Source organism: Bradyrhizobium sp. BR14999 (genome assembly GCF_056106085.1).
Map to the genome: position 1 here is coordinate 8,735,666 of NZ_CM148536.1, position 14,839 is coordinate 8,750,504.

Here is a 14,839-nt window from a genome sequence, read left to right on the forward strand (position 1 = left end):
GAATCGGTCGATTTCGCCCTTCTTCAAGACAGAGATGGCGACATTCACCCCGCATCAGGACGCCGCGCTCAAGGCCGTTGGCGATTGGCTCAAAGCAAAGCCCGGCCGGGGCGGCACGCCGCCGGTGTTCCGCCTGTTCGGCTTTGCCGGCACGGGCAAGACCACGCTGGCGCGGCACATCGCCGAGGGCGTTGACGGCGAGGTGAAGTTCGCCGCCTTCACCGGCAAGGCCGCGTTGGTCATGCGCAACAAGGGTTGCGACGATGCCTCCACCATCCACTCCCTGATCTACCGCGCCCGCGAATCAGGTGAGGAGCAGCCGAGTTTTGAGCTGTGGGACGACGCGCCGGCGTCCAAGGCCAAGCTGATCGTGATCGACGAATGCTCCATGGTCGACGCCGAATTGGGCCGAGACCTGATGTCGTTCGACTGCCCGCTGCTGGTGTTAGGGGACCCCGCGCAGCTGCCGCCGATCCAGGGCGGCGGCTTCTTCACCAATTCGGAGCCGGATGCGATGCTGACCGAGGTGCATCGCCAGGCCCAGGACGATCCGATCGTGCGGATGTCGATGGACGTTCGCGAGGGCCGCGAGCTCGACATCGGCCGTTACGGCGAGAGCGAGGTGGTCTCCCGCAAGGAGCTCGACCCCGATCGCGTCATGGGCGCCGACCAGGTCCTGGTCGGGCGCAACAACACACGACGCGCCTACAACATGCGGGTGCGCCAGCGCCAGAACATCGAGGATCAATTCCCGGTCGCCGGCGACAAGCTGGTGTGCCTGCGCAACAACCGCAAGAAGGGCCTGTTCAATGGCGGCCTGTGGCGCGTGAAGTCGCGCAACACCTCGCGCTCGAAATCGCGCATCCTCAGCATGCGGCTGTCACCGGACGAGGATTTCGGCCACAAGGTGACGAAGGTCTCGGTACGTGCCGACTGCTTCGAGGGCGGCATCGAGCAGATCGCCTGGGAGCAGCGCAAGCCCTATGACGAGTTCGACTACGGCTACGTGCTCACCGTGCACAAATCGCAAGGCTCGCAATGGGACGACGTCGTGCTGTTCGACGAGAGCTTTGCGTTTCAGGACTCGAGGGCGCGGTGGCTGTACACCGGGATCACGCGGGCGGCGAAACGGCTGAGCATCGTGGTCTAAGGCTGCGGTCCCGTAGGGTGGGCAAAGGCGCATAGCGCCGTGCCCACCATTTTTCTGAGTACGCATCAAGAATCGTGGGCACGCTTCGCTTTGCCCACCCTACGGGACCGCGCATGAGGCGCGCGTCTCGCGTCCCACACGCCCCCTCACTTCCTCGCAACAAAATAAAAATCCTCGCGCCCCGGCGGCGAGCCGTAGGTGAACGGCTGCTGTTCGTGCCGGGTGGCGGCCCAGACGTCGTCACGGATGATGTCGAACAATTTCCTGATCTCGACGCGCGGCTGCCTGATTTCGCGGGCGAGCGCGGTGGCGAACGGGCTGTTGGCGCTGCCGTCGCCGTCCATCGCGGTCTCGCCGTGCTTGGCGGCGTAGACCACCATGAAGCCGGCACCGGGCTCGATGTTGGAGAAGCCCCTGTCGACCAGTTTCAGTGCCAGCGTGCGCTGCATGGTCGGCGCGAACGGATTGTCGCGGCAGGCATCCAGGACCACGAGACGCACTTTCCGCGCGGCGCCGACGGCGGCGATCACCTGCTCCAGCGCGACCGCTTCGGTCTCGGCGTCCTTGTCCGCAGTGAGCTTTGCGTCGACCGGAACGAGATAGTTCACGCCGCCGATCTCGAAACCGTGGCCGGCATAGTACACCACGGCCCAATCGGCCTTTTCCGCTTCCTCGGCGAAGGCCTGCAGCGTCTGGAAGAATTTGTCGCGGGTGAGGTCGCTCGTGGACATCACGGTCTGAAAGCCGAGATCGCGCAGCACGCCCGCGATCAGCTTGGAGTCGCGCGGCGGATTGGGCAATGCATGCACGTTCTTGTAAGCGCCGTTGCCGATCACCAGCGCGACGCGGCGCCCGACGGCCGCGCCGCCCGGCGTTTGCGGCGTCAGCGCGGCGAGCCGCTCCTGGGCGATAGCGCGGGCGCGCGCAACCTCGGTCTCGTCGAACCTGGTCAGCGAATAGGCCGCGGCGCGGTAATCGGCGCGCGCCTGGGCGAGATCCTTCCTGCGCTCGTAGATCTGGCCGCGGCCGGAATGGGCGCGGACATTGTTGGGGTTGATCTGGATGGCCGTGTTGTAGTCCTTCAGCGCGGTGTCGAGATCGCCCTTCATCATGTTGACGTCGGCGCGGTTGTTGATCGCAAACACGTTCTTCGGCTGCTTCTCGATCAGGCCGTTGCAGTCGGCAAGGGCCTGCGCGTACTTGCCCATCATGCCATAGGTGATGCAGCGATTGGCCGCGATCTGCGGCGCGGCCGGATCGATCTTCTCGGCTTCCGCAAAGTCGGCGATCGCGCCATCGAAATCCTTCATCAGCGTGCGCACGCGGGCACGGTTGGTCCAGCCGAGCAGGAATTTGGGCGTGTATTTGATCGACAGGCTGAAATCGTCGAGCGCACTTTGCAGCGCCCCCCGGCGCGCCTGGATGACGCCGCGGTTGTTGTAGGGAACGCCGTAGGCCGGCCGCTTCTGGAGCGCGAGGTTGTAGTCGGCCATTGCGAGGTCGTCCTCGCCCCTGCGCTCATGGGCGAGGCCGCGCAGGTTGAGCGCTACGACATAATCGGGATCGAGGTCGAGGGCCGTGGACAGGACTTCGATGGCGTGGACGTAGTCGCGCTTGTTGATCAGCGTGTTGCCGCGTACGGACAGCGCGATCGCCTTGTCCTTGCCGGCGACACGGTCGGCGTTGAGCAGATTGTCGCAGGCCGTCGCGCGGGCCTGAAGCTCCGCCTGGCGGTCACGGCAGATGGCAAGGTCGTCACCGGCTTCGGCGTGCGCCGTGCCCGTGGCCAGGACGACGAGGATCAGGGAAATGACGCGCAGCATGTTATCAGGCCAGCTCTAGCCACCATTTTTCTAGGTCGATCATCGATCGTGCGGGTTCATCTAGCGCGGAGTTCCCGATCCCGCCAAGTCGCGCGGTCCGAAGCCACTTCTCACGGACTCGTGTCCGTCCCGGCGTAACGATCGCCCCCCGTCCCCGTATCTCGGATGATCGAAAACGCCGCCGCGCAGGCTGTTCGCCCGACGCCGGCCGCCCTAGACTGTCAGACCTTCGGAAAGAGGATCGCCATGCGCCGACCTGTCGCCCTGTCCCTGTTCGCCGCAACCGCCGCCCTGACGCTGGCTTTTGCCATGCCGTCCCGGGCTGCGGAGGATGCGGTCGTGATCCCCACCCCCGCCATGGATGCAGCGCCCGCGAGCGGCATCCAGACCGCCGTCATCGCCGGCGGCTGCTTCTGGGGCGTTCAGGGCGTCTTCCAGCACACCGCGGGCGTCGTCAATGCCGTCTCCGGCTATGCCGGCGGCACCAAGGCGACCGCCGACTACCAGACTGTCTCCAGCGGCCGCACCGGCCACGCCGAGTCCGTCGAGATCAAGTACGACCCGAAGAAGATCTCCTACGGAAAGATCCTCCAGATCTACTTCTCGGTGGTGCACGACCCGACCCAGCTCAACCGCCAGGGCCCTGACGTGGGCTCGCAATACCGCTCGGCGATCTTCACCACCTCCGACGAGCAGAAGAAGGTGGCGGAGGCCTATATCGCCCAGCTCAATGGCGCCCGCGTCTTCAACAAGCCGATCGTGACCAAGGTCGGTGCGCTGGAGGCATTCTATCCGGCGGAGGCCTATCATCAGGACTATCTGACGCTGCACCCGAACCAGCCCTACATTGCCTATAACGACCTCCCCAAGGTCGAGAACCTGAAAAAGCTGTTCGCGGATAATTACATTGAGAAGCCGACGCTGGTGAATGCCAGCAAGGCAACCAACTGATCGCGAGATCACGAGAGAAACGGGAGACCCATGCCCGACGCCAAGACGAAAATAACGGACGACAAGGTCATCAAGAGCGAAGAGCAGTGGCGGCGCGAGCTGACGCCGATGCAGTACGCGGTGCTGCGCGAGAAGGCGACCGAGCGTCCCTTCTCCGGCGAATATGAGCACGACGAGCGCGCCGGCACTTACGTCTGCGCCGGCTGCGGCAACGTGTTGTTCGAGTCCGACGCCAAGTTCGATTCCGGCTGCGGCTGGCCGAGCTTCACCGAGCCCGCGGTCGAGAGCCATATCGACGAGGAGCGCGACACCAGCCACGGCATGATCCGCACCGAGGTTCTGTGCTCCAAGTGCAGCGGCCATCTCGGCCATGTCTTCCCCGACGGCCCCGGGCCGACCGGCCTGCGTTACTGCATCAACTCCGCCGCGCTGAAGCTCGAGCCGAAATAAGCTCGCGCTCGCCGGGTTCCAGCATGGAACCCGGCGGCTTGATGTGCTTTTCTCCTCTGGCGGTGCGGCCGATCAGCGCATTTTGGCGGCCGCCAGGGAGGGATGCCATGTCACTCGGGACCATCCTGATCATCCTGGTGATCATCTATCTCGTGGGCGGCCTGTCCGGCCGCTTCGGCGGTTATGGCTATGGCCTTGGCCATTCCGGCATGGGGATCGGTGGCGTCGTGCTGGTGGTGCTTGTCGTGCTGTTGCTTCTTGGCAAGTTGTAAACTATGTAACGCATTGAAATTGCTTGATTTATTTCGTGCGCGGGGCTGCCATGCGCGGATTCACGTTCTCCCATCGCAGGGGTCGCATTTCTGTCAAAACGGCCTATATTAGGGGGCGAAAATGACATGTGTGGCGGGCCCGCTCGATTGCGACCTCTGCCCTCCCCAACCCCACGCGCTTAAAGCCCCAGAGAAGATCACGAGGTCTTTGACCATGCGTCCACTGCGTCCGTTCAACTTCAACACCTCCGCCGAACTTTTCCCCGCCGCGATCCGCAAGAAGAAGCGGGCGGGCTTCACCTATCGCCGGTTCGGCACCGCGGCCGAAGCCGTGCAGTTCGCGATGGAGCAGTTGCCGACGGATTCGCTGAACGGCGCCTATCTCCAGGTCGAGGAAGCGCGCTTCGACCAGAACGGCATCCGCTCGCTCTATGAGAGCGAAGCCTTCCCGCTGCCCCGTCGCCGCAAGGCTGATGCCAGCACCGACGCCGACGCGGCGTAAGCGCAAGCCTCCGATGTGCGCAGAAGGCGCGATGGCCGAAGGGCCATCGCGCTTTTTGCATTGTTAGTTCTCCCTCTCCCGCTTGCGGGAGAGGGCTGGGGTGAGGGTATCTCCGCGATCGAGAACCCCCAAGAGGCGAAAACCCCCACCCGGCGCTACGCGCCGACCTCTCCCGCAAGCGGGAGAGGTGCAGCGAGCCTGACGCTCGAACGGCTCATCAAAATTCCTAGGGCTTCAGATCCGCGGCTGCTTCTCCAGCCAGCGGCGGAGCAGGCGCACGTTGCGCATGTTGGCGCGGAACATGACGTCGAAGGCGTCGCCCGCGAACGGCACCATGCCGACCACGCCGTCGACCGCGACATTGCCGAGCATGCGCGCCGTGATGTACCAGGGCGCGCCCAGCGCCCTCGCCTCGCGCACCAGCCACAACGAGATCGCGGTGGTGATGATGTCGCCGACGACCGGGATCAGTCCGATCAGCCCGTCGATGCCGTAGCGGATGTTGGTGCCGGGCAGGATGAAGGCGACATCGAGCAACTTTGCGATCGCCTCGAGCCGCGCGATCCGCTGCTCGCGCGTCAGATTGCCGAACGGATTGCCTTGGCCGAACTCGAAGCGAAACTCGCGAAACCCCTGCTCCAGCGTCTCGGGACGGATCTCGTGCCCCTCCTGGTCGATGATCGGCCCGCGCGCCTCCTTGCCTGAAAAGGTCGCCCGCGAGCCGCTTCCCGAACGGGATCGGCGCGGAGCAAGGATATCGTCGTCGGACATGGTCATGGCCTCCAAAGAACGCGGTGCCGCGGCAGAGGTTGCGGCGCCGCGCCCGATGGTCGCGCGCTCAGGTCGGTGCCGCCACGGCTTGCGGCTCCTCGACATATCTATGCACGAGCCAGGACGAAATCACCGCGGGCACGAACCCGACGAGGCCGTACAGGATGAACTGCACCGCGCCCGAATCCGGCCCGCGCGAGCTGTAGATCAGCGAGGCCAGGACGAAGGCGAGCAGGCCGACCAGCAGCATCCGCAAGCCCGGGCCGATCCGCCTGATGTGGACCAGGATGTCGTCGACCGCGCCAAGCATCACCGAGGGCAGGATGCCGAACAGATAGCTGTATTGCAGGGACTTGAAGAACACAGCGAACAGCTTGCCAACCTCGCCGAGGCTGGTCTGGGCCCAATAGCCGGACTGATAGGTCGTCGTCAGCAGCAGCAGGAACCCGCCGACGAACGGGCCGACCAGCGCAAACACCAGATAGCGTTTCATCGAGCATCCCCTCAACTTCGCCAGCCTTATAGCAGCGCCACGGGAACCTTGAATAGCGGGGCGCAAGCCTCCTTGAGGGGAACAAGTGGCAGGGCGATGAGTTCATGCAGGACCTGAATTTAACCCTGGCAGATTGGAGCCGCCGATGGCCCGTCAACTCGTTCTGGCGACAATCGCGCTGGCAGCCCTGACCGGTCTGTCGAACGCACCTGCTCTTGCCCAAGGCCAAGGCCACATGGGCACGCCGCAGGAGCAGAAGGCCTGCTCGCGGGATGCATCGCGCCTGTGCCGCAAGGACCTCGGCAATGACAGCGCGGTTCAGAGCTGCCTGCAGGCCAACCGGGCCAAGCTGTCGAAGTCTTGCAGCAAGGTGTTTCAGAGCCACGGCATGTGAGGACCGGAACCCGCGAACGGAGTGTGAAGCCATGCTGCGCGACGAACAACTCTCGATCCTGCGGGACATCAGCCAGTCGGTTGCCTTCGCCGACGACCGCCACGGCAAGATCGGCGAACTGATCGCCGATGGCTATGTGATGAAGGACGGCGATCTGTTCGAGCTCACGCCCAAGGGCGTCACCGCCGTCGAGGAACACGCCGCCGCTCTCGGCGCGAGCGATGCAGAACAAGCGAGCGCATCCTCCGATCGGCCGATCTGATCGCGCGCGACGTGACTCGCGTGCAACAATTGCGAATTCCTTTGCGCTGACCATTGCAGCCGCGTGACAATGGCGCATACTTCGCTTCGGGCGGCGCAGCACTTTTCGATTCGAACATCAGGAAATCGAGCGACCACATGCGGGATTGAGTTCCCGACGTGAAGGCTGAGACATGCGGCAGATCAAGCCGCGTGCGGCGCCCCAAAAACCAAGTGGCTCAAGCCCACGGAACTCGGGGACCCAATCCGCATGACACGCTCTCAGACGATCGCAGCTCTCTTCGCCGTCGCCACCACCGCCGTCGCATTCCAGTCATCACCTGGTCTCGCCTTCTCGTCCGAAGCGCAGCAGATGTGCTCGGGCGATGCGATGCGGCTGTGCTCCAGTGAAATCCCTGATATCCCCAGGATCACCGCCTGCATGGTGCGGAACAAGGCGCGTGTCAGCCCTGCCTGCCGCGCCGTCATGGACCGCGAGCACGCAGCTGCCGCAGCATCGCGCAAGCGGGAAGCGGCGGCGCAGTAGCGCCGGATTGATTTCGGCTGGATCATTGAGGCTCGGTTCACCTCTCCCCGCCGGGGAGAGGCCGGATTGCACAGCAATCCGGGTGAGGGACCGCAGCGAACAGTGAGACTGTAACCCCTCACCCAGATCGCATCTCTCGATGCGATCTGACCTCTCCCTGCGGGAGAGGTGAACCCTGGGCTCGCATCGATTCAAACAAAACTCATCGCGCTTCAATCGCCCCATTGCGCGAACGCGTCGTTGAAGGCGCGCTCGCCGGGGGCGCCCTTCTCGATCGCGATGATGGCGCGGCGCTGGTTGGCGTAGACCAGCGGCACGTCGAACCATGAGCGCTCCTTCAGGAGCTGGACGTTGCGGGAGCGGTCGGCGTCGACATTGGACAGGCCGACCAGGAAGAAGCCGTCGGTGACCTTGACCGCGAGGCCGGCGAGCGGCGTACCGCGCGCCTGCTCGTTCGACTTCATCAGGATGCCCGGCACGTTGGAGACGCTGCCGCCGGGAAAATCCTGCGGCAGGATGAAGGTCAGTTCCGCGGTGTGGCTCGCCGGCAGCGAGGAGTCGGTATTGCGGCGGAACGACATCGTCATCTTGAACTTGCGGTCGGGGATCTCGATGTCGGCGCGCACGGCGAGGTCGGCCTTCTGGTTGCCGGACGCCTTGATCGGCTCCAGCCGCCACACCACCGAGCCGACATATTGCTTGCCCTTCGGATCGGACGGATCCTCGTCATAGAGCACGACCTTCTGCGCCACGGGCGCGACCGGCTGGTCGCTCGCCGAAGGCTGGCCGACGCGATCCGGGATCTTCGGCTTGCTCTGCGGCTGGGCCGGACTCGGCGCCTCCACCACCTGGGTCGCGGACGGCTTGAGAAAGCCGTTGACGACCTGGACCAGCTGCTTGCCCCAGAGGATGCCGGCACCGACTAGGATCAGCACGATGCCGACGGCGATCGCGCTCTTGAACGGGAAGGCGGAGCCGGTGCGGACGCGCTTCTTGGCGTCGCGCTCGGCCGCGATGCGCGGACGCGGCGACTGCGACGCGTAGCGCTCGGCCTCCTCGATCGACTCGTCGTAGGAATAGGGCGCCTCTGCCTCGCCGCTACGGTTTTCCAGGCTCGGCTCCAGCCGGTCGAACTCCGGTGAGGGCGAGGGCACATTGGCGTAGGTGCGGCGCGCGGCACGGCTCGCCTGCGCGGCAGCACCGCCGAGATCGTTGGCATCGGCCGTGATGTCGCGGAAGCCGCGCACGCCCGGTGCGGGTGGCAGCGGTGGCGGCGGGCCCATGTCCGGCGGACGGCGCGCACCCGCGCGATCGCGTCCGGCCGGTGGAGGCGCCGGCGGCTCCGGCGGCGGCGCGGACGGGCCGGGCTGGCGCGGGGCGTCGAAACGCGGCGCGCGCGGCGGCCGCGGCGCCTCGTCCTGGTCATCGACGTTGAAGGACGGGCGGTCGGCACGCGGCGGGGTCGGGGCCGGACGCGTGCGCGGTGCGGCCGGCTGAGATGCGGGAGCGTTGCCTTCGGCGGCGCGGGCGCTGGCCCGGCGGAAGGCATCGCCGCTGCCGCTGCTGCGCGCGCCCCCACCGGGGCGCGAGGCCTCGCGGGCGCGCTGGGCGGCCTCCGATTCGACCTTGCGGACGGCCTCTTCCAGCGACAGCCGTTCGCGGGTGATCTCGGATTCGGAGAGCGGCGGCTGCACGCTGCGGAGCTGCGCGATCAGCGCCGTGCGCGCCCGCTCATAGAGCGCGCGACGGCTTTCGCCGGGAGCGTTGGGATCCAGGGCGGCAATTGCGCGGGCGATCAGCGGATAGTAATCAGCCATTTCAACTCAACTATACGCGCGTCCCGGTAAGATATCGTTAAGCCTCAAACGGATTTTGCACCAGGATAGTATCCTCGCGTTCGGGGCTGGTGGAAAGCAGAGCGACCGGGCAGCCGACCAATTCCTCGATCCGGCGGACATATTTGATGGCCTGAGCCGGCAGGTCGGCCCAGGACCGCGCGCTGGCGGTCGGCTCCTTCCAGCCCTCGATGGTCTCGTAGATCGGCTCGACCCGGCTTTGCGCGCCCTCGCCGGCCGGGAAATGGTCGATCTCCTTGCCGTCGAGCTTGTAGCCAGTGCAGACCTCGATCGTGTCGAAGCCGTCGAGAATGTCCAGCTTGGTCAGCGCCAGGCCGTTGATGCCACAGGTCCGGACCGCCTGGCGGACCAGCACGGCGTCGAACCAGCCGCAACGGCGGGGCCGCCCGGTATTGGTGCCGAACTCGCGGCCGCGCTCGCCGATCTTGCGGCCGGTCTCGTTGTCCTGCTCGGTCGGGAACGGGCCCTGGCCGACGCGGGTCGTGTAGGCCTTGCACAGGCCAAGCACGTAGCCGACCGCGCCCGGCCCGAGGCCGGCGCCGGTCGCGGCCTGCGCCGCCACGGTGTTGGACGAGGTGACGTAGGGATAAGTGCCGTGATCGACGTCTAGCAGCGCGCCTTGCGCGCCCTCGAACAGCATGCGTTTGCCGGCGCGCCGCTCGATGTCGAGCAGCCGCCATACCGTCTCGGCGTAGGGCAGCAGCTGCGGCGCCATCGCCATCAGCTCTTTCAGGATCACCGCGCTGTCGAATTCCGGCAGGTTGAGGCCACGGCGCAGCGCGTTGTGATGCGCCAGCAGGCGGTCGATCTTGTGCGGCAGGGTCTGATGATCGGCAAGATCCATCAGGCGGATGGCGCGGCGGCCGACCTTGTCCTCATAGGCCGGGCCAATGCCGCGGCGCGTCGTCCCGATCGCGGTCGCTGCGCTGGCGGATTCGCGGTGCGCATCGAGCTCGCGGTGCAGCGGCAGGATCAGCGTGACGTTTTCCGCGATGCGCAGATTGTCTGGGCTGACTTCGACCCCCTGCGCCCTGAGCTTGGCGACCTCGTCGAGGAAGGCGGCCGGATCGAACACCACGCCATTGCCGATCACCGACAGCTTGCCCTCGCGCAGCACGCCGGAGGGCAGCAGCGCGAGCTTGTAGGTCTTGCCGTTGATCACCAGCGTATGGCCGGCGTTATGGCCGCCCTGGAAGCGGACGACGATGTCCGCCTGCTCCGACAACCAGTCGACGATCTTGCCCTTCCCTTCGTCGCCCCACTGGGCGCCGACGACGACAACGTTGGCCATTCGCGGGTAATCCCTGTTCAATCTGTCTCTAGGAGGCATGATCCTCGCGGAAAACCGGTGCCCACTCTTCCGGGATCATGCCTGCGCCCAGCCCAATCGGCGGCCGGAGCCGCCCGCACGCAAGGCAGCCAACCGGATAAAGGAAGCAGCCCCTCTAGGCAAGCAAGAACGGGGCTTTTTCGAGGTCCAAAGCCCGACCCAAGCCTTTGATATCCCCTGAAAATCCAGAAGCCTCAGGGAACGGCGGAACGGGCTTCGACCAAAGCGTAAGGCGCCATGTCAGTCCCTGCATAGTCGCGATGCATCCGCCCCCCGTTGATGCGATCTCGATTTCCGTGTCTTTGAGCAGAGCCGGGCGATGAGCCGGCCCGGACCTTTCCGGGCCGGGGCGCTCGGCGCTATCCGCGGGGCCATGACGATCACAATGTCCGCAACCGCCCAGACCACCGGCACCGATACATCCGGTCACAGCTGGATCGCCAACCAGCCCTACCTACTGCTCAGCATCACCGCGCTGTGCTGGGCCGGCAACGCCATCGTCGGTCGGCTCGCCGCCGGCCACATCCCGCCGGTGACGCTGTCGTTCCTGCGCTGGTTCCTCGCGTTCCTGTTGGTGCTGCCGTTCGCCTGGAAGCATCTTGCGCAGGACTGGGCCGCGATCCGCGGGCGGCTCGGCCTGATGGTCATGCTCTCGGTCACCGGTATCGGCGCCTTCAACACGCTGCAATATTGGGCGCTGGAGCATACCCAGGCGCTGAACACGCTGCTGCTCCAGTCGGCCGCGCCGCTGATCGTGGCATTATGGTCGCTGGCCATTCTCGGCCTCCGACTCACCGCGGCGCAGACCTTCGGCGTGCTGCTGTCGATGTGCGGCGTGCTCACGATCCTGCTGCATGGCGATTTCACCACGCTGTCGAACATCGAGTTCAACAAGGGCGACCTCATCTTCATCGTCGCGCTCGTCATTTTCGCGCTCTATTCGGTGCTGACCTTGAAGCGTCCACCGATGCACGGCCTCTCGTTCCTCGCCTTCACCTTCGGCTGCGGCGCCGCCTGCCTCATTCCGCTGGAGATCTGGGAATTGTTCGCGCGCCCCGTGATGAAGCTCGACGGGCCGAACCTGCTGACCCTGTTCTATGTCGCGGTGTTCCCCTCGACGCTCGCTTATCTCTGCTTCAACCGCGGCGTCCGGCTGATCGGCGCCAACCGCGCCGCGCCGTTCTTCCACGTCGTGCCGGTGTTCGGCTCGATCATGGCGATGGTCTTTTTGGGCGAGCGCCCGCAGGCGTTCCACTTCATCGGTTTTGCATTGGTGCTGTCGGGCGTGTTCGTGGCGTCGCGGAAGCAGGCGAGCTAGGCATCCTTCAGATGTAGCGCGCTGCGCCCATGCAGAGCGCGGCGATGCCGAGCAGGCCCGCCGCCACGCGTTGAGCCCCGGCGATACGTGAACGCAGATCCTCCGGATTGCCGACGCCACGACGCAAGGCCGCGAGCGCACGGGGACCGATTGCCGCCTGAACACCGGCCGCGATCAGCGCGCAGACCGCGCCGACCGCGAGCACCTGCTCTGTCGTGCCGAAGCTGCCGGCATGAACGAGATGTCCGAGATAGCCGCCGGTCAGGATCGCAATTGTCGCCGCGCCGAGTTGTGGAAAGACCAGTTGCTCGCCGCCCACTCCGCCGATGCGGGCCAACGCGAAGCTTGATCCCGCCCAGAACACGGATGACAACACGTGAAGCGACAGGGCGATCACAAGGGCGGTGTGCATGGCAAGCTCCGAACCAGCTCCTAAATTGGATATACAATATGTATAGTCAATACGTCAACAGAATGGCAAGGCCATGCCGAAGCGCAACTATGTGAGCTCCGCGCGGGCTTCCGCGGCGGCGGAGACGCGCGAGCGCATCATCGCGGCCGGCGCGCGCCTCTTGCGCAAGGACGCGAGCATTGCGAGCTTCTCCCTCGACGTCGTCGCGAAGGCGGCCGGCGTCACGCGGCTGACCGTCTACAACCAGTTCGGATCGCGGCGCGGATTGTTGGAAGCCGTGTTCGACGACATCGCCCGCCGGGGCGGGCTGTTCGATCTCGCTGAAGTGATGACGATGGCGGACCCGCGGGCCGCCCTCGACCGCATCGTCACAATCTTCTGCAACTTCTGGGCGCACGACCCCGCCATCGGCGCGCTGAATCAGGCGATCGCGACCGATCCCGAGTTCGGCGAGGCCCTGCTCGCGCGCAACGAGCGCCGGCGGGAGCTGCTGACCGGACTTGTCGCGCGCATCACGGAGAAACGCGCGGCCAAGCGGGCCGCGCAGGACGCGGTCGACCTGATCTTCGTGCTGACGAGCTATCCGACTTTTGCAGCGCTGAGCCGGCAGCGCTCGGCCGCGGGGGTCTGCCGCCTGTTACAGACGGCATGCCACGCGGCCGTGGATGCGTTGACGCCGGACCAGCGTGGAAGCGCGGAACGGAAGAAGTAAATGTCGTCGTGATGCCCCTTCTTCCTTCTCCCCTTGTGGGAGAAGGTGGCGCGAAGCGCCGGATGAGGGGTCTCCATCCGCGCACTCAAATGAGAGTTGGACGCGCGGAGAGAGACCCCTCACCCGTCTCGCCGCTATCGCGGCGAGCCACCCTCTCCCACAAGGGGAGAGGGAAAGAGCGCGCGCTACTTTGCCGTAAGCTTGCTGTACGCCTCGCTGGTGGCAATGATGACGTGCTCGGCGCAGCCGTTGACGCGATGCGGGTCGGCCTGCGTCTCGTAGGCCTCCGATGTCATCATGTCGAGGAAGGCTGTGACCGACGGATAGAGGACCAGCGCGACGAAATCCCAGTCGTTCCCCTCCTGCGGTCCGAGCGCGACCGCCTTGGCCTCGCCCGTCCAGAGCAAGGTGCCGCCGCGCGCCTTGATCATCGGCACGGTGATCGCGCTGTAGCGCAGATAAGCATCCCAGCCGGAGCCGTTGCCGTCGCGCGAACGCGCGTGGAAGCGCATCAGGTTCAGCATCACCACCGGCGCATTTGGATCGAGCCGTTCCAGGCCCTCGATGTTCAACATATTAACCGCCAAAGGCGCCTCCCCGGTTCATGTCTGCATTGTAGCATTGCGGCTGCGTGGCTTGTGCCACGACGGCAATCCGGCGCAAGCTCGTATCCGACGCCAATGACGATCGCTTCGCCCGCGCCACCGGCCTCCAATCCAGCCAGTTGGCTCAACAACCAGCCTTATCTGCTGCTCAGCCTGAGCTCGCTGTTCTGGGCGGGCAACATCGTGCTCGCGCGCCATGTCGGTGCGCATGTGCCGCCGCTGACGGTGACCACGATCCGCTGGTTCGGCGTGTTCCTGATCCTGTTGCCATTCGCATGGCCGCATCTGAAGCGTGACTGGCCCGCCTTGCGCAACAGCCTTCCCCTGATGCTGTTCCTGTCGCTGGTGGGCTTTGCCTTCAACAACGCGATCTCGTACTGGGCGATGCAATATACGGAAGCGCTGAACGCGCTGCTGATCCAGTCGGCAGGTCCGCTGTTCGTGGCGCTGTGGTCGCTGGCGCTGTTCGGGGTGCGGCTGACCGGCGCGCAGTTCGCGGGCATCGCGATCTCGCTTGCCGGCGTGCTGATCATCATCCTGCGCGGCGATCTCGCCGCGCTCGCGAGCATCAGCTTCAACAGGGGCGACATCATGTTCGCCTCCTCGCTGGTGGCGTTCGGTCTCTACTCGGCCTTCATCCCGCGGCGGCCGAAGATCCATCAGCTCTCATTTCTCTCCTTCACCACCTGCTGCGGCGCGACCATGCTGCTGCCGACCGCGATCTGGGAGGCGGCAAGCGGCCGCGTGCTGCAATTCGACGGGATGACGCTGGCGACTCTCGGCTACATCCTGATTTTCCCCTCGACGCTGGCCTATCTCTTCTTCAACCGCGGCGTCGCGCTGATCGGGCCGAACCGCGCCGCGCCGTTCTTCCATCTGGTGCCGGTGTTCGGCTCGGCGCTGGCGATCCTGCTGCTCGGCGAAAAGCTCCAGCCGTTCCACTTGATCGGCTACGCGCTGGTGCTTGCCGGCGTCGTGATCGCCTCGCGCCAGGGTTCTGCGGTGAAGTAATT

General features: G+C 65.4%; 18 protein-coding genes. 11 read left to right on the top strand and 7 right to left on the bottom strand.

The annotated features are described in order from the left end of the window. Positions 1-34: 34 nt before the first annotated feature. Complete coding sequence (locus ACR9YP_RS40835; RefSeq protein WP_164934741.1) at positions 35-1,150, top strand: ATP-dependent DNA helicase; 1,116 nt, start codon at positions 35-37, stop codon at positions 1,148-1,150. Positions 1,151-1,296: 146 nt separating this feature from the next. On the opposite strand, the gene ACR9YP_RS40840 is transcribed toward ACR9YP_RS40835, so the two are convergent. Further along, positions 1,297-2,973, bottom strand: coding sequence for a caspase family protein (locus tag ACR9YP_RS40840; protein WP_438105647.1), 1,677 nt, complete (start codon positions 2,971-2,973; stop codon positions 1,297-1,299). A gap of 246 nt (positions 2,974-3,219) precedes the next feature. Between ACR9YP_RS40840 and msrA the strand changes: the two genes are divergently transcribed. The 4 genes from msrA (at position 3,220) to ACR9YP_RS40860 (ending at position 5,148) form a co-directional block, all read left to right on the top strand. After that, the gene (msrA, locus tag ACR9YP_RS40845; protein WP_438105648.1) at positions 3,220-3,924 is read left to right on the top strand and encodes a peptide-methionine (S)-S-oxide reductase MsrA; all 705 of its coding nucleotides are present in this window, start codon (positions 3,220-3,222) and stop codon (positions 3,922-3,924) included. Positions 3,925-3,954: 30 nt separating this feature from the next. Next, entirely contained in the window at positions 3,955-4,374 is a 420-nt protein-coding gene (gene msrB, locus ACR9YP_RS40850) for a peptide-methionine (R)-S-oxide reductase MsrB (protein WP_128936446.1), read from the top strand. Positions 4,375-4,481: 107 nt separating this feature from the next. After that, on the top strand, positions 4,482-4,646 hold the full coding sequence (locus ACR9YP_RS40855) for a DUF3309 family protein (protein WP_091888324.1): 165 nt from the start codon (positions 4,482-4,484) through the stop codon (positions 4,644-4,646). A gap of 214 nt (positions 4,647-4,860) precedes the next feature. Continuing rightward, the gene (locus ACR9YP_RS40860) at positions 4,861-5,148 is read left to right on the top strand and encodes a hypothetical protein (protein ID WP_091888322.1); all 288 of its coding nucleotides are present in this window, start codon (positions 4,861-4,863) and stop codon (positions 5,146-5,148) included. A 234-nt stretch (positions 5,149-5,382) separates the two neighbouring features. Here ACR9YP_RS40860 and ACR9YP_RS40865 read toward each other — a convergent pair whose 3' ends face one another. Beyond that, entirely contained in the window at positions 5,383-5,925 is a 543-nt protein-coding gene (locus ACR9YP_RS40865; protein ID WP_091888320.1) for a DUF4112 domain-containing protein, read from the bottom strand. Between the two features lie 61 nt (positions 5,926-5,986). After that, positions 5,987-6,412: a DUF5413 family protein gene (locus ACR9YP_RS40870; protein WP_091888318.1), complete on the bottom strand. Its 426-nt coding sequence runs from the start codon at positions 6,410-6,412 to the stop codon at positions 5,987-5,989. Positions 6,413-6,557: 145 nt separating this feature from the next. Here ACR9YP_RS40870 and ACR9YP_RS40875 point away from each other — a divergent pair, with 145 nt between their 5' ends. From ACR9YP_RS40875 to ACR9YP_RS40885, 3 genes are all read left to right on the top strand, one after another. Beyond that, entirely contained in the window at positions 6,558-6,806 is a 249-nt protein-coding gene (locus ACR9YP_RS40875) for a hypothetical protein (RefSeq protein ID WP_091888316.1), read from the top strand. A 31-nt stretch (positions 6,807-6,837) separates the two neighbouring features. Continuing rightward, entirely contained in the window at positions 6,838-7,068 is a 231-nt protein-coding gene (locus ACR9YP_RS40880; RefSeq protein ID WP_370988253.1) for a hypothetical protein, read from the top strand. Between the two features lie 249 nt (positions 7,069-7,317). Next, positions 7,318-7,593: a hypothetical protein gene (locus ACR9YP_RS40885; protein ID WP_244551141.1), complete on the top strand. Its 276-nt coding sequence runs from the start codon at positions 7,318-7,320 to the stop codon at positions 7,591-7,593. A 212-nt stretch (positions 7,594-7,805) separates the two neighbouring features. On the opposite strand, the gene ACR9YP_RS40890 is transcribed toward ACR9YP_RS40885, so the two are convergent. Then, entirely contained in the window at positions 7,806-9,410 is a 1,605-nt protein-coding gene (locus ACR9YP_RS40890; protein ID WP_474218750.1) for a hypothetical protein, read from the bottom strand. Positions 9,411-9,447: 37 nt separating this feature from the next. Beyond that, positions 9,448-10,740: an adenylosuccinate synthase gene (locus ACR9YP_RS40895; RefSeq protein WP_091888310.1), complete on the bottom strand. Its 1,293-nt coding sequence runs from the start codon at positions 10,738-10,740 to the stop codon at positions 9,448-9,450. A 424-nt stretch (positions 10,741-11,164) separates the two neighbouring features. On the opposite strand from ACR9YP_RS40895, the gene ACR9YP_RS40900 reads away from it, so the two are divergent. Next, entirely contained in the window at positions 11,165-12,097 is a 933-nt protein-coding gene (locus tag ACR9YP_RS40900) for a DMT family transporter (protein ID WP_438105651.1), read from the top strand. A 7-nt stretch (positions 12,098-12,104) separates the two neighbouring features. On the opposite strand, the gene ACR9YP_RS40905 is transcribed toward ACR9YP_RS40900, so the two are convergent. After that, a complete protein-coding gene (locus ACR9YP_RS40905; protein WP_370991149.1) occupies positions 12,105-12,509 on the bottom strand; it encodes a hypothetical protein in 405 nt (134 codons plus the stop codon). 73 nt (positions 12,510-12,582) lie between these two features. Here ACR9YP_RS40905 and ACR9YP_RS40910 point away from each other — a divergent pair, with 73 nt between their 5' ends. After that, positions 12,583-13,221: a TetR/AcrR family transcriptional regulator gene (locus ACR9YP_RS40910; protein ID WP_438105653.1), complete on the top strand. Its 639-nt coding sequence runs from the start codon at positions 12,583-12,585 to the stop codon at positions 13,219-13,221. Positions 13,222-13,406: 185 nt separating this feature from the next. On the opposite strand, the gene ACR9YP_RS40915 is transcribed toward ACR9YP_RS40910, so the two are convergent. Next, complete coding sequence (locus ACR9YP_RS40915; RefSeq protein ID WP_474218751.1) at positions 13,407-13,796, bottom strand: DUF1330 domain-containing protein; 390 nt, start codon at positions 13,794-13,796, stop codon at positions 13,407-13,409. 105 nt (positions 13,797-13,901) lie between these two features. Here ACR9YP_RS40915 and ACR9YP_RS40920 point away from each other — a divergent pair, with 105 nt between their 5' ends. Beyond that, positions 13,902-14,837 (top strand): DMT family transporter, encoded by a 936-nt coding sequence (locus ACR9YP_RS40920; protein WP_438105655.1) that lies wholly within the window; start codon positions 13,902-13,904, stop codon positions 14,835-14,837. Positions 14,838-14,839: the final 2 nt, after the last annotated feature.